13 protein-coding genes are annotated in these 13,045 nt (G+C 60.9%); 7 read left to right on the top strand and 6 right to left on the bottom strand.

Annotated elements, in window-relative coordinates:
- Nucleotides 1-2: 2 nt before the first annotated feature.
- The 7 genes from WNY37_RS13020 (at nucleotide 3) to WNY37_RS12990 (ending at nucleotide 7,008) form a co-directional block, all read left to right on the top strand.
- Entirely contained in the window at nucleotides 3-677 is a 675-nt protein-coding gene (locus WNY37_RS13020; protein WP_342974901.1) for a response regulator transcription factor, read from the top strand.
- Nucleotides 674-2,077 (top strand): HAMP domain-containing sensor histidine kinase, encoded by a 1,404-nt coding sequence (locus WNY37_RS13015; protein WP_342973819.1) that lies wholly within the window; start codon nucleotides 674-676, stop codon nucleotides 2,075-2,077. The genes WNY37_RS13020 and WNY37_RS13015 overlap by 4 nt, the downstream gene beginning before the upstream one ends.
- Before the next feature lie 10 nt (nucleotides 2,078-2,087).
- The gene (locus tag WNY37_RS13010) at nucleotides 2,088-4,817 is read left to right on the top strand and encodes a bifunctional [glutamine synthetase] adenylyltransferase/[glutamine synthetase]-adenylyl-L-tyrosine phosphorylase (protein ID WP_342973818.1); all 2,730 of its coding nucleotides are present in this window, start codon (nucleotides 2,088-2,090) and stop codon (nucleotides 4,815-4,817) included.
- A 45-nt stretch (nucleotides 4,818-4,862) separates the two neighbouring features.
- On the top strand, nucleotides 4,863-5,384 hold the full coding sequence (locus WNY37_RS13005; RefSeq protein WP_342973817.1) for an EF-hand domain-containing protein: 522 nt from the start codon (nucleotides 4,863-4,865) through the stop codon (nucleotides 5,382-5,384).
- Nucleotides 5,385-5,465: 81 nt separating this feature from the next.
- Entirely contained in the window at nucleotides 5,466-6,008 is a 543-nt protein-coding gene (locus WNY37_RS13000; RefSeq protein WP_342973816.1) for a sigma-70 family RNA polymerase sigma factor, read from the top strand.
- Between the two features lie 5 nt (nucleotides 6,009-6,013).
- On the top strand, nucleotides 6,014-6,478 hold the full coding sequence (locus WNY37_RS12995) for a hypothetical protein (RefSeq protein WP_342973815.1): 465 nt from the start codon (nucleotides 6,014-6,016) through the stop codon (nucleotides 6,476-6,478).
- 5 nt (nucleotides 6,479-6,483) lie between these two features.
- A complete protein-coding gene (locus WNY37_RS12990) occupies nucleotides 6,484-7,008 on the top strand; it encodes a periplasmic heavy metal sensor (protein ID WP_342973814.1) in 525 nt (174 codons plus the stop codon).
- On the opposite strand, the gene WNY37_RS12985 is transcribed toward WNY37_RS12990, so the two are convergent.
- The 6 genes from WNY37_RS12985 to scpA all read right to left on the bottom strand — a co-directional run bounded on the left by WNY37_RS12985 (nucleotide 7,009) and on the right by scpA (nucleotide 13,042).
- Entirely contained in the window at nucleotides 7,009-7,407 is a 399-nt protein-coding gene (locus WNY37_RS12985; protein ID WP_342973813.1) for a GFA family protein, read from the bottom strand.
- Nucleotides 7,408-7,414: 7 nt separating this feature from the next.
- On the bottom strand, nucleotides 7,415-8,848 hold the full coding sequence (locus tag WNY37_RS12980; protein WP_342973812.1) for an amidase: 1,434 nt from the start codon (nucleotides 8,846-8,848) through the stop codon (nucleotides 7,415-7,417).
- 73 nt (nucleotides 8,849-8,921) lie between these two features.
- Complete coding sequence (locus tag WNY37_RS12975; protein WP_342973811.1) at nucleotides 8,922-9,275, bottom strand: metallopeptidase family protein; 354 nt, start codon at nucleotides 9,273-9,275, stop codon at nucleotides 8,922-8,924.
- Between the two features lie 54 nt (nucleotides 9,276-9,329).
- Complete coding sequence (locus WNY37_RS12970) at nucleotides 9,330-9,803, bottom strand: YbjN domain-containing protein (RefSeq protein WP_342973810.1); 474 nt, start codon at nucleotides 9,801-9,803, stop codon at nucleotides 9,330-9,332.
- Between the two features lie 79 nt (nucleotides 9,804-9,882).
- A complete protein-coding gene (locus WNY37_RS12965; protein ID WP_342973809.1) occupies nucleotides 9,883-10,881 on the bottom strand; it encodes an endonuclease/exonuclease/phosphatase family protein in 999 nt (332 codons plus the stop codon).
- A 4-nt stretch (nucleotides 10,882-10,885) separates the two neighbouring features.
- Entirely contained in the window at nucleotides 10,886-13,042 is a 2,157-nt protein-coding gene (scpA, locus tag WNY37_RS12960; RefSeq protein WP_342973808.1) for a methylmalonyl-CoA mutase, read from the bottom strand.
- Nucleotides 13,043-13,045 lie beyond the last annotated feature (3 nt).

Below are 13,045 nucleotides of genomic sequence, written 5' to 3'. Positions count from 1 at the left end.
TGATGCGGGTCCTGGTAATCGAGGATGATCGCGAGCACGCGACGTTCATCAACAAAGTGCTTTCAGAAGCCGGTCATGACGTGGAGACCGCCTATGACGGCGCCAATGGCCTCGCGCTCGCGCGCGATGGTGAGTTTGACGCCATGGTCGTCGACCGGATGCTTCCCGAGAAGGACGGGCTAAAGCTCGTTGAGGAGTATCGGACAGGCGGAGGCCAGACCCCGGCCTTGTTCCTGTCTGCCTTGTCAGACGTCGAAAACCGCGTTGAAGGCCTAAAGGTTGGCGCTGATGACTATCTTGCCAAGCCATTCGCGCCCGCAGAACTTGCGGCACGCGTTGAGGCGCTCGGGCGTCGTCAGGTCAAGGACGAGCCACCTGTCACCAAGCTGAAGGTTGGCGATCTCGAAATGGATCTGCTCGCCCGCAAGGTCTGGCGCGCCGATCAGAAGATCGATCTGCAGCCACGCGAGTTCCGTCTGCTGGAATTCCTGATGCGGCATGCCGGTCAGGTCGTGACCCGTACCATGTTGCTTGAGAAGGTCTGGGACTATCATTTTGACCCTCAGACCAACGTCATCGACGTGCACGTTTCACGCCTTCGCGCGAAAATTGATAAAGATTTCGACGAACCACTACTTCAAACGGTGCGCGGTGCGGGTTACTGCCTACAGGCATGAAGTCTGGCCCCTTTGCGTTTGTTCGGACCACCACGTTCCGACTGGCGCTCGTTTACTCAGTCCTGTTCGGGCTGTTCTCATTCCTGCTGCTCGCCTACCTCTTTCAGGCGACGGTCGGCTCTCTGCGCGCAGAGGCCGACCAGCGGCTTGATGCAGAGATGCGGGCGCTGGGCCTGGCCTATAATGCCGGTGGTCTTGAACGTCTGGAACAATCCGTCATCGAGAGGGCGCTCGTACCGGGCGCCCCTTTTCGTTATCAGTTGGAGACTCCGGACGGTGAACGCATCATCGGCGATTTTCCCTACCTGCCAGTCTCGCCACCAGAGACGGTCGGCGAAGTCAGCATGGTCAGCCTGTCGATTGAAATGCCGCGCGGGGATGGGGCTTCAACGGTAACCGAAGCTGAAGGTCGCATCGTCCGGCTCACGAACGGCAATGTACTCCTGGTTGCGATCGAGACCGGGGAACGAGGCCGGATCGTCCGGCGGATCACCCAGGCGGTCACCACGGCTGCGCCCATTGGTATCCTCCTGGCACTGATCGGTGGGGTCTTCATTTCCCGCTACGCCGCTCGAAGGGCGGAGCAACTGACCCGAACCACCGAAGCGATCGTGGCAGGGGACTTGTCTGTCCGCGCGCCGGTTGCCGGGTCCGGCGATGAATTTGACCGTCTGGCACAGCATCTCAACACCATGCTGGAGCGGCTGGAACGTTTGATGGCGAGTACGCGCCATGCCGGCGACGCCATTGCTCATGACCTCCGCTCGCCGCTCTCGCGCCTGCGCAACCGGCTGGAAGGCGCGTTGATCTCGCCGATGTCCGAGGAATCGGCGCGCGATACGCTGGAAAACACCGTGCTTGAAGTGGACCGGGTCCTGCAAACCTTCAACGCGATCCTGCGCCTTTCCCGTCTGGATGCCGGTGCGGAGGGCCGCATGGTGAAATTCGACATTCACGACCTGATGACGGAGATGGCGGATCTGTATGAGCCTGCCTGTGAAGATGCCGGCCTGACCTTCAAGAGCGATATTGGAACAGGACTGATGGTTCTGGGCGACCGCGACCTGATCGCTCAGGCTGTTTCCAACCTGCTGGACAATGCCGTGAAATATACGCCGACGGGCGGTTCTATCCGCTTTCTCGTGCGCCGAGGCTCCAGCGATATCGCGATTACGGTTGCCGATGACGGGCCGGGCATTCCCGAGCATCAGCGCGAGCACGCCAAGGAACGGTTTTTCCGCCTCGACGGCGCACGCACGCAACCGGGCTCCGGTCTCGGACTTGCCCTCGCGGATGCCGTGGCAGAGCTGCATAAGGGGCATCTCGACCTGCTCTGGACTGACCCGCCGCCCGAGCCTCGTGGCTTGAAAGCGGTTCTCACCTTGCCGCGCGACCGGTAGGATCAGAGCCATGATTGAGATACACCCCCTCGCGACCAGCGATGCCGATGCCTTTGCAGCAGGCGCTGATATTGCGCCTTACCTGGCCAGGGCTGCCCGGCGGGCGCCGCAAGCCATTGATATCCTCCAATCAGATGGGGCTGAGGCCCTGCACGCATGGTCGCTGGAGCAGGCACGGTCGTCGGCCGATCTCGATACCGTTGAAGAGGTCATGGCGGCGCTGCGCCATGCCAAACTCGCCAATCATATCGCCGTTGCGGCGCTCGACCTGTCGCAGGCCGCCGAGGTGATGGATATCACCGGCTATCTCACCGAATTTGCCGACGCAGCGGTCGAAGCGGCGCTGCTCGCATCGTTGAAAAGCCGCGACCTCAAGAGCGATGGAATCTTCATGATCGCTCTCGGCAAGATGGGCGCTTACGAACTCAACTACTCGTCTGACATCGACATGGCGGCCTTCTACGATCCGGAGGTCTTTGACGGGGGCAAATTGCCGGCGAGCGAGGCGGCATCACGCGTGATCCGGGACGCGATGAAAATCCTGCAGGAAAATACTGGCGACGGTTACGTCTTCCGGACAGATTTGCGTCTGCGACCGGACCCAGGCTCAACGCCGCTTGCCGTGTCCACGCAGATGGCGTCGATCTATTATGAAAGCGTTGGCCAGAACTGGGAGCGGATGGTCTGGATCAAGGCGCGGACCTGCGCCGGAGACAAGGCCGCTGCCGAACGGTTCCTGGAGGTTCTGGAGCCCTTCGTCTGGCGTCGGCACATGGACTATTGGGCGATCGCCGATGTTCAGGCGATCAAGCGGATGATCAATGCAAAGGCCGGCAGCACGGCAATTGAGGATGTCGCCCCTGACCTTAAGCTTGGGCCGGGCGGTATTCGCGAAGTCGAGTTTTTCGTTCAGACCCAGCAGATCATCATGGGCGGCCGAAATGACGCCCTGCGCAGTCGCAAGACGCTGAATGGCTTGCACGCGCTGATGGCGCTCGGAGCTGTCGATGCGAGTGTCGGACATGAGCTCGAACAGGCCTATATCGCCATGCGCGGTGTCGAGCATCGCATCCAGATGCTGGAAGATGAGCAGGCCCATTCACTGCCCTCCGACGAAGCTACGCGCCTGAAAGTCGCCCGCCTCTGTGGGGTTGGCGATCTGTCGGCATTTGACAAAGCCATTGCCGAAACCCGCCGTTCGGTAAGCGCGCATTATCGCGACCTCTTTGCTGAAGAAGAGCGCAAGGCCGAGTGGGCCGCAAAGGGCAATCTCGTCTTTACCGGCGTGGATGACGACCCTGGCACGGTTGAAACGCTGGCCTCTCTGGGCTTTTCCAACCCATCGCGCGTGATCGCCACAATTGGCAACTGGCATCGCGGCAAGACCCCTGCAACGCGGACGGAGCGCGGACGCGGCCTACTCACGGCACTGCTGCCAGACCTGCTGAATGCGATGAGCCGGACGGGCGAACCGGATATGGCCTTTAGCCGTTTCAGCCGGTTCTTCGAGGGGCTGCGGTCCGGCATCCAGACGCTGTCCATGTTGCTGGCAGAAAATACGCTGCTTGAAGATCTCGTGACGACGCTGGCGATTGCGCCGCGCCTCTCAGACACGTTGGCGCGCCAACCCGGTCTTCTGGAGGCGCTCGTCTCGCAGGCCGGTCAGGAATACCCTCCAGCGCTCAGCCGTGACGCGGACTTCGAGACGCAGATGGATGAGGTGCGCCGGTGGCAGAATGAACGCGCTTTCCTCATCGGACACCGGCTCCTGCATTCGCGCCTGCCTGCGCCTCAGGCAGCGCTCGCGTGGAGCGATCTTGCGGACGCCTGTATTTCGCTGATGGCTGATGCTGCGGCGATTGAGACGGCCCGAAAATATGGCCCTCAACCGGGACACTGGGTCGTCGGCGCACTTGGCAAACTTGGTGGCAAGGAGCTGACGGCGGGATCTGACCTCGATCTCATCATCATCTACGAACCGTCCGAAGATGATGCGCAAAACGCACCGTTCTGGTTTTCGAAGTTTGCACAACGGCTCATCACCGCGCTGTCGGCTGAGACGGCTGAGGGCCGCCTCTACGAGGTCGATATGCGCCTTCGTCCCTCGGGACGCGCAGGCCCCGTCGCCGTGTCGATTTCGGCGTTTGACCGCTACCAGCATGATGAGGCCTGGACCTGGGAATTGATGGCATTGACGCGTCTTCGCATCATTGCAGGTGAGCTGCCACTCGGCGGCCGGGTCATGGACATTGCGAGACATGCCATCGTCAATCGGCCAGACCAGGCCGAGTGCAAGCGCGACATCCTCGATATGCGCCAGCGCCTCTGGCGGGAGCGTCCGCCTCGCGGCGCATGGGACATCAAACTGGCCGATGGTGGGCTGGTCGACCTGGAATTCGTTCTACAGCAGGAAATGCTGCTCTCCGGCGACGAGACGAGCGTTATTCCGACGGTGCGTGATTGTATCGACCAGCTGGCGGAGACCGGTCGCCTGACTGAGGACGAAGCCAAAACACTGACCCACTCGTTTCAGTTCATGCAGTGTCTCCAGCAAATCCAGCGCCTTGCCGTCGGCGCCGAACTGACAGCCGAAAACTTCTCTCGAGGGCTCAAAAAACGCCTCGCCATGGCCACGAGCTGCGAAAATTTCTCACAGCTGGAGTCCCGCTACAGCGCTGTAACAAAAGCGGTTTCAGATATCAGGTGCAAAAAGATCGGCCCGCTCGCGACGGAAAGCTGACGCCTCTTCGTTCTACTGAGTGGGGCAACTAAAGAGGTAGTAAAAATGAAAAAACTCACACTTGCAGCTATCATCGCCAGCACCGCAACCATTGGCGTGACAGGACTTGCCGTTGCGCAGGGCGAACCACAGCAGGACCGCAAGTCCTGGATGCTGGAGAGACTGGACACGAATGGCGATGGCGCGATCTCGCAGGCTGAAGTCGATGCGATGAAGGCCGAACGCGAAGCGCAAAAAGCCGCGAAATTCGCTGAAGCGGACACGAATGGCGATGGTGCTCTCACCATGGCCGAATTGGACGCCTTCCAGACGGCCGAGCGTGAACGCCGAATGGAAGAGCGCAAGCAACGCATGTTCGAGCGCGCCGATGCTGATGGCAGTGGCACGATTTCGCTCGCCGAATTCGAGACCCGTCGTCATCATGGACGCCGTGGCGATGGTGATATGTTCACCCGGCTTGATACTGACGAGGATGGTCTGATCACCGCTGAAGAACTTGAGGCGATGAAAGGGCATCACGGCAAGAGAGGCTGGCGTCATCACCGCAAGGGCGGAATGGAAAACTAGTCTCAATTAATGCGACCCGCCGGAGCAGGATATGCAGCTTTCCTCCCTCGCTTCCTGCTCCGGCAACGCTAAAGTGACTAGGTGTCTGCCATCAGTGAAACCGATCAGATCGCGCGCGCTGCTGCCGGAGACCGGATGGCACAGACCGCGCTTGTCAATCGCCACATGCCGGTCGTCTGGCGTGTGGCCTATCGCATGCTGAAGGACAGGGAAGAAGCAGAGGACGTGACGCAGGAAACTTTTCTGAGAGCCTGGAAAATGCTCCCGGAGTGGGAAAACAGGGCGAAGTTTTCGACCTGGGCCTGCACCGTCGCGATCAACCTCTGCCGCGACAAACTGAAAAAGCGCGCGCCAGTGCTGATGGACGAGCTGCCGGACTATGAAGACAGCGCCCTGAAGCCCGAACAGGCCCTGTCGCAGAAACAGGCGGGTGAACGGATATCTGATCTGATCGATGCGCTGCCAGACCGACAGAAAGAGGCGCTCACGCTTTGCGCCTTTGAGGGAATGGGCAATATTGAAGCGGCGGAATCGATGGGCGTAAGCGTTGAAGCATTGGAAAGCCTGCTTTCGCGGGCAAGACGGAAACTCAAGACCCAACTGGCAGAGGTGCAGGAGGCATGAAGGACATGATGATGACTGATGAGCGCCTTCTGGCCCTGATCGAGACGTATGGCGCAGAGCCGATGGCCTGGCCTGAAGATGAGCGTGACGCCGCGACGGCGCACCTTGCTGCGGACCCGTTGCGGTTCGAGACGGCGCTGCAGGATGCCCGGCTGATCGACGCTGCCTTCACAATCGATGATACGCCGGAGATGCCAGCCGGCCTGACAGAACGCGTTCTCGCAGCCGCTCCGGAAGCGGCAGCCACAAGCAAGGGGTTTGGTTCTCGGCTGCGAGCGATCATCATGCCGCATGGTGCCCGCTGGCCAGCAGGCGCAGCCCTCGCCAGCCTGATGATGGGCCTGGTCGGTGGATACGCCACTGCGGCAACAGCGGCCAGCGAAGAGTATCCGACAACCGCTGAGACGGTCGTCTACACGGCGCTCGGCTATGATGGATTGTCGAGCTTCATGGATGAGGTGGACGGTTAGGCGGTATGAAGAAATTTTCTCCTCTGACCATCGCGCTGATTGTGTCGCTAGTCGCGAATGCGCTGCTGATCGGTCTGGTTGCCGGTTCGATACTGGGCAAGCCGGATAAGCGTCACCGTGGGCCGGGGCGGGCAAACCCTGATTTCATGATTGCGCGCGGCATTCAGAGCGTCGTGCCCGACAGCGAACGCAAGCAAATCCGCCAGGCGTTTCGCCAGGCTTTTGCCGATTCCCGTGCCCTCATCGACGAAAAGCGCGAGGCTCAGCGTCGCTTACGCGAAGCCATGCTGCAGACGCCGTTCGATCAAGAGGCGGTCGAGCAGGCCTTTGCCGACATACGGGCCGCAGACATCGTTCTGAATGAACGCTTTCAGGCCTCATTGACCGAAGCCCTGGCCGATCTCGACGAGAGTGAGCGCGAAGCCCTCGGGGCCTGGCTGGAGGACATGGACGAGCGTTTTGACCGCCGCCGCACCCGCAGGGGTGAACGAGACGGCCAAAGAGAGCCTCCGCCGCCGGCGCGCGACTAGCTAGTCCCTGGACTTGTGTGCAAGCGCGGCCGCGTTGGCTTCCCAGTTCTGTCCATCAAATTGCTCCAGTCGGGCGTCCATGTCCTGGCAGTCGTCGAGGCAGCGCCAGGTGACTGCGTAGCCGTCCGGATTGGAGCGCGGGACGTAAAAGCTCTTGATGCCGCAGATCTTGCAGAAGAGATGCCGCGCGGTCCCTGAATTGAAGCGGTACTCGGTTAACTGGTCGGCGCCTTGGAGCAGCCGGAAACGGCTGGCTGGTACGATGATATGATCATTGCCGCTCATTGCGCAGATCGAGCAATTGCAATCTTCCACCTCGACATGGTCCCGCAGGTCGGTTTCGAAGCGTACCGCACCGCAGTGACAGCCGCCTTGAAAAGTTGAGAGCTGATCGGTCATTTCATCCTCATCCAAACCAGATGGGTGCGCGCCGGTCCGTCCAGGGTGCCGCTCGCTCAAGCTGTCCTGCGATCGAATACAGCAAATCTTCTCGGCCCAGACGCGCGCCGAACATCATGCCCAGTGGCAAACCCTCTTGGGTGATATGGAGCGGCAGCGAGATGGCTGGCCAGCCCGCCTGATTGAACACAGGACACCAGGGGGCAAAGGTCGTGACCGCTTCGCCATAGGCATCAAAGTCGGACGGGTCGAGGCTCAGCACGCCCAGTTCCACAGGTGGCTGCGATAGGGTGGGCGCGAGCAGCAGATCGTACCCGCCCGTCTGCATGAATTGTTCAAGGACCCAGGCCGCTTCGGTGAAGGCTGAATTTGTTTTGACCAGCTCAGCCATCGGAACCGTGCGGCCAAGCTCAATGAAGCGCAGGCTGACCGGTTCAAAATCGTCCGCGCCGATCTTGCGGCCCAGCGTCGCTTCCCGCTCATCGGCGATGGCTGCCATGGCGGATGACACGATCATCATCATGCCTTTGCCGAGCGCTTCGCCATCGAGGGCTGGGGCCGCCTCTTCCACAATGTGTCCCAGATCGCGAAGCAGCGCGCACGTCCGCTCAAGGCCAGCCTGCGCCTCCTCGCCGGGGCGGACGCCGTTGGGCGCGCTGGTCCAGAGCGCTATCTTCAGAGGCTTCGGATCGGTTTTGGAGGCTTTGAGGAAGCTGCTCGCTGGCGCCGGGGCGACATAGCGCGCGCCAGGTTCCTGACCATGGGTCGCGTCCAGCAGCGCGGCGCTGTCGCGAACGCTGTGAGAGACACAGTGATTGGTCGAAAGGCCGAACCAGTTTTCGCTGAGCGGCGGCCCCATCGGCACGCGCCCGCGTGATGGCTTGAGGCCTACAAGCCCCGTGCAGGCTGCCGGTATGCGGATAGAGCCGCCTCCATCGCTGGCATGAGCCATGGGGATCACGCCGGACGCAACGCAGGCCGACGCGCCGCCTGAAGAGCCGCCCGATGTGTGGGCGGTGTTCCAGGGATTGCGCGTCAGTCCGTAGAGCGCGCTTTCTGTCGACGTGGTGAGCCCGAATTCCGGGCTGGTCGTCTGCGCGAAGATGACAAGACCGGCCTTCCGATAGCGTTCGGTCAGCGTCGCATCCATGTCCGCGACATTGTCCTTGAAGGCGCGCGAGCCATTGGTCATTGGCTGGCCCTTCAGTTTGACGCCGAGATCCTTCGTCGCGAAAGGCACGCCTTTGAACGGGCCGTCCGAAAGACCATTGCTGATCTGCTCGCGCGCAGGCCCGTCAAAAAAACGCGTAAAGCAATTGAGGTCGGCTTGCGCCGCTTCAGCCGCTTCGAGCGCCGATGTCAGCAATTCTTCCGGTGATACGTCGCGCTTGGCGACCAGTTCGGCCAAGCCCGTTGCATCGTATTGTCCAAAGCCCTTCATCGGTGCCTCCCACTCATCTGTTTTGTCCCCTGTTATTCAGCGCGGCGATGACGGGTGCAAGCGGGCTGCGGCCTTAATCTTCGTCGAGAAGGCGATGCATCTCCTCATCCGACCATCCGAAGTGATGTCCAAGTTCGTGGATGACGACATGCTCGATCAGCTCGGTCAGCGTCACATCCGGGCGTGTTTCGAGCTCTGCGAGCAGGGGAAGGCGATAGAGAAAAATCCGCGGGTTTTCCGGCATCGGGAAGGTGACGCTGTCATGGATCAGCGGAATACCCTGGTAGAGACCGGTCAGTTCCAGCGGATCGGTAATGCCGAAATGATCGAGCACCTCCCGGTCTGCATAGTCCTGCGCGTGGATCACGATCCGGCCGGCAGCGTGCCGGAAGCTTTCGGGCAAGCCGAGATAGGCAGCTTCAGCCATTTGCTGAAACTGCTGCAGGTCTGGTTGTCTGCCGGAATGCTGCGCGGTCACAGATTAGTTTTCAGCCGTCCAGTGCGTGATGTAGCTGTTCAGAATTTCCTCGAAGCGCGCGATGTCTGCGCCGTCGAGATTCGCGTCGGACGAGATATCGATGACATAGTCGATGCCGACAATGTCTTCGCCATCTTCGCCGGGGATGACAAAGGCGCGGCCGAACGGAAAGCTGTCATTGTAACCATTGGTTTTTTCAAGCGTCGACTGATCCGCGGCTGCGCCGAGGTCGAACGTCGCGAACATCATGGCGTAGCTGCACAGCGCATCTGCATCGCAGCCGCCGAGCCTTACGGTCATATTGATATCGTCAATTTGCGCGTCGATCGTGTGAGCATCTTCGCCGACTGCCGTGGATGAAGTGAGCGTTGCTCCGTAATTGGTGAGAACGTCTTCAGCGTCGCTCGCTGTCATCGGCTGAGCGGTTGCCGTCATGCCCAGAAAGGCTGCGCTGGCGAGAAGGAGTGCTGTTTTCATGTCGGGTCCCTGAATCAATTCTGGTGCCTGTAATTGTAGAATTTGCAGGTGAACGCCGGATGACTGACGATCGACCTGACTATTCTTGAGGCGCCAGAGACATCAAGAATGTGGCATAGCGATGATCGGAACCGAGATTCATACCGACCTCATGCCCGGTGCACACGATCGGCCCGCGGCAGAAAGCGAGATCGATCGGGATGGCGACAAATCGCGGAATTCCCGGTGTGTTCATGATGTCATCGATGTTGATGCGGCCTGGCCAGGTGCCAACGGCGCGCCTGTTGGCGAGCTGGAAGCCCAGGTCATCTTCCATCGCACGGCCAATTCTCCCCCACGGCGCCGAATTGAAGTCGCCGAGCACCAGAAGTGGCCCGGACTCCTCGGCCAGCATGTCTGCCAGCCCCTCATATTGAAGCATCTGCTCATTGGGCGGGCGGAAGGGCCAGGGGCGGGTGAAATGAACCACGAACACGGTCAGGCCGCCCAGCGGCGTCTCCAGCTCGGCGCGCAGTGTGGCAGGCTCGCCATCGTGCTTGCGAACCTGGTAGTTTGTGATCGGATACTTCGAGAACAGGCGCAGGCGTGCCTTGCCCTGGCTCGGTGAGCGGGCAACGGCGGTGTGCGGCCAGGTCTGGCGCAAGCGCGCCACATGCGGTTCGATCATGTCTTCGCGAACTTCGACCAAGGCGAGAATATCGGGCTGATCGCGCTCAACCTCGTCAACGATCCGGTCGATGACAGTGTTTTCGACGTAAATATTGTGCTGGTAGATCTTCAGTTGGGGGGCGCCCGAAATGGCTTCCGGATTCGGGGCATGCAGAATTGGCGCGCCGATGACGAGACCGCACAGTGCGGCAGCGCCAAAAAGTCCGTGGCGGGCGCTCGCACCTGCGATGATCAGGCCGATCAGCAGGATCGGCCCAGCGACCAGCATCCAGATCGAAGGCAACAGAAATTGCGAGAGAACGTCGAAAAACCAGTGATCACGCGAGAAGAGCGCGCCGATGATGCTCATGATCGAACCGATCACCAGGGCATCCACAACCAGGGCCAGTCTCCCCACAAGACGTGCCATCTGATTACTCTGCTGCTGAATTGACGGGATCGTCCTCAAGCGATTCCAGCATGGCGCGAGCGGCGTCGGCGATCACCGTGCCCGGCGGGAAAATGGCGGTTGCACCGGCCGTGCGAAGCGCGTCGAAATCGCCGGGCGGGATGACGCCGCCGACCATGATCTGCGTGTTGACAGCGCCTTCATTACCGAGAGCTCGCTTCAGCTCAGGCACCAGCGTCAGGTGACCGGCTGCCAGCGATGAGGCCGCGACGATATCGACATCCTTTGCCCGGGCATCGCGGGCGGCTTCCTCTGGCGTCTGGAAGAGGGGGCCGATTTCGACCTCCCAGCCAAGATCCATGAGGGCTGACGCAACGACCTTCTGGCCGCGATCATGACCGTCCTGACCCATTTTCGCGATGTAGATCCGGGGTTTGCGGCCATGCTTGCCAGCGAAGGCCTCAGCGAGGTTGCGGGCTTCCGCTGCCTTGTCGTCCTTGCCGATGGAGCCACCATAGACGCCCTTGATGGAGCGGATGACGGCCTGGTGGCGGCCCTGGCTGCGCTCAACGGCCTCGGAGATTTCACCGACGGTCGCCTTGGCGCGGGCGGCATCGACGGCGAGCGCAAGCAGGTTGCCTTCGGTGCCAGCGGCAGCGGCAGCAATGGCATCGAGCTTGGCGTCGACCTCAGCCTGATTGCGGTCCTTCTTCAGGCGCGCGAGCTTGTCGAGCTGCATGCGGCGGACGGTGGCATTGTCCACCTTCAGCACCGGCACATCCTCATCCTGGTCGAGGTGGAACTTGTTGACGCCGACAACGGTCTGCTCGCCGCTATCGATGCGCGCCTGCGTGCGGGCGGCCGCTTCTTCGATGCGCAGCTTCGGCACGCCTTCCTCGATGGCCTTGCGCATGCCGCCGAGCTTCTCGACTTCCTCGATATGCTCAAGCGCCTTGGCGGCGAGATCGTGTGTCAGGCGCTCGACATAGTAGGAGCCGCCCCACGGATCGATGGTCTGGCAGGCGCCGCCTTCCTGCTGCAGGAAGAGCTGCGTGTTGCGCGAGATGCGGGCCGAGAAGTCGGTCGGCAGGGCAAGCGCTTCGTCGAAGCTGTTGGTGTGCAGCGACTGGGTCTGTCCGCCGACAGCCGCAATGGCTTCAAGGCAGGTGCGGATGACATTGTTGTAGACGTCCTGCGCCGTCAGCGACCAGCCGGAGGTCTGGCTGTGCGTGCGCAGAGACAGGGACTTCGGATTCTTCGGCGAGAACTCCTTCTCGACCAGTTTGGCCCACAAGAGACGGGCGGCGCGCATCTTGGCGACTTCCATGAAGGTGTTCATGCCGATCGCCCAGAAGAAGGAGAGGCGCGGGGCGAACTTGTCGACATCGAGGCCAGCGGCAACGCCAGCGCGAATGTATTCGATGCCATCTGCGAGCGTGTAGGCCAGCTCCAGGTCCGCTGTCGCACCGGCTTCCTGCATGTGATAGCCGGAGATGGAGATGGAGTTATATTTCGGCATGTTTTCAGACGTGTAGGCGAAGATGTCCGAAATAATGCGCATGCTTGGCTTGGGCGGATAGATATAGGTATTCCGCACCATGAACTCTTTGAGAATGTCGTTCTGGATCGTCCCGGCGAGCTTGTCTGGGGAAACGCCTTGTTCTTCGGCGGCGGCGATATAGAGCGCGAGGATGGGCAGCACGGCGCCATTCATCGTCATCGACACCGACATCTGGTCGAGCGGAATGCCCGAGAAGAGCGTGCGCATGTCGTAGATGCTGTCGATGGCAACGCCTGCCATGCCGACATCGCCGGTCACGCGGACATGGTCAGAGTCGTAGCCGCGGTGGGTGGCCAGATCGAACGCGACCGACAGGCCTTTCTGGCCGGCTGCGAGGTTGCGCCGGTAGAAGGCGTTGGAGTCTTCAGCGGTCGAGAAACCGGCATATTGCCGGACGGTCCAGGGCCGCTGGGTATACATGGTCGGGTAGGGACCACGACCGAACGGCGCTAGGCCGGGGAAGTCGTCGAGAAAGTCGAGGCCTTGCGTGTCCTCAGCTGAATAAGCTGTTGCCAGGTCGATGCCTTCCGGCGTGTCCAGCGTGCGTTTTCTGGCGTCAGACGGCGCCGTCGCATCTGGCGTTTCGAGGTCGAGCTTGGTGAAATCGGGGAAATTTGTCATGCC

This window comes from Henriciella sp. AS95 (genome assembly GCF_038900055.1).
Taxonomy (GTDB): domain Bacteria; phylum Pseudomonadota; class Alphaproteobacteria; order Caulobacterales; family Hyphomonadaceae; genus Henriciella.
The sequence above is the reverse complement of the archived record's forward strand: the minus strand, read 5'-3'. Positions and strand labels throughout refer to the sequence as shown.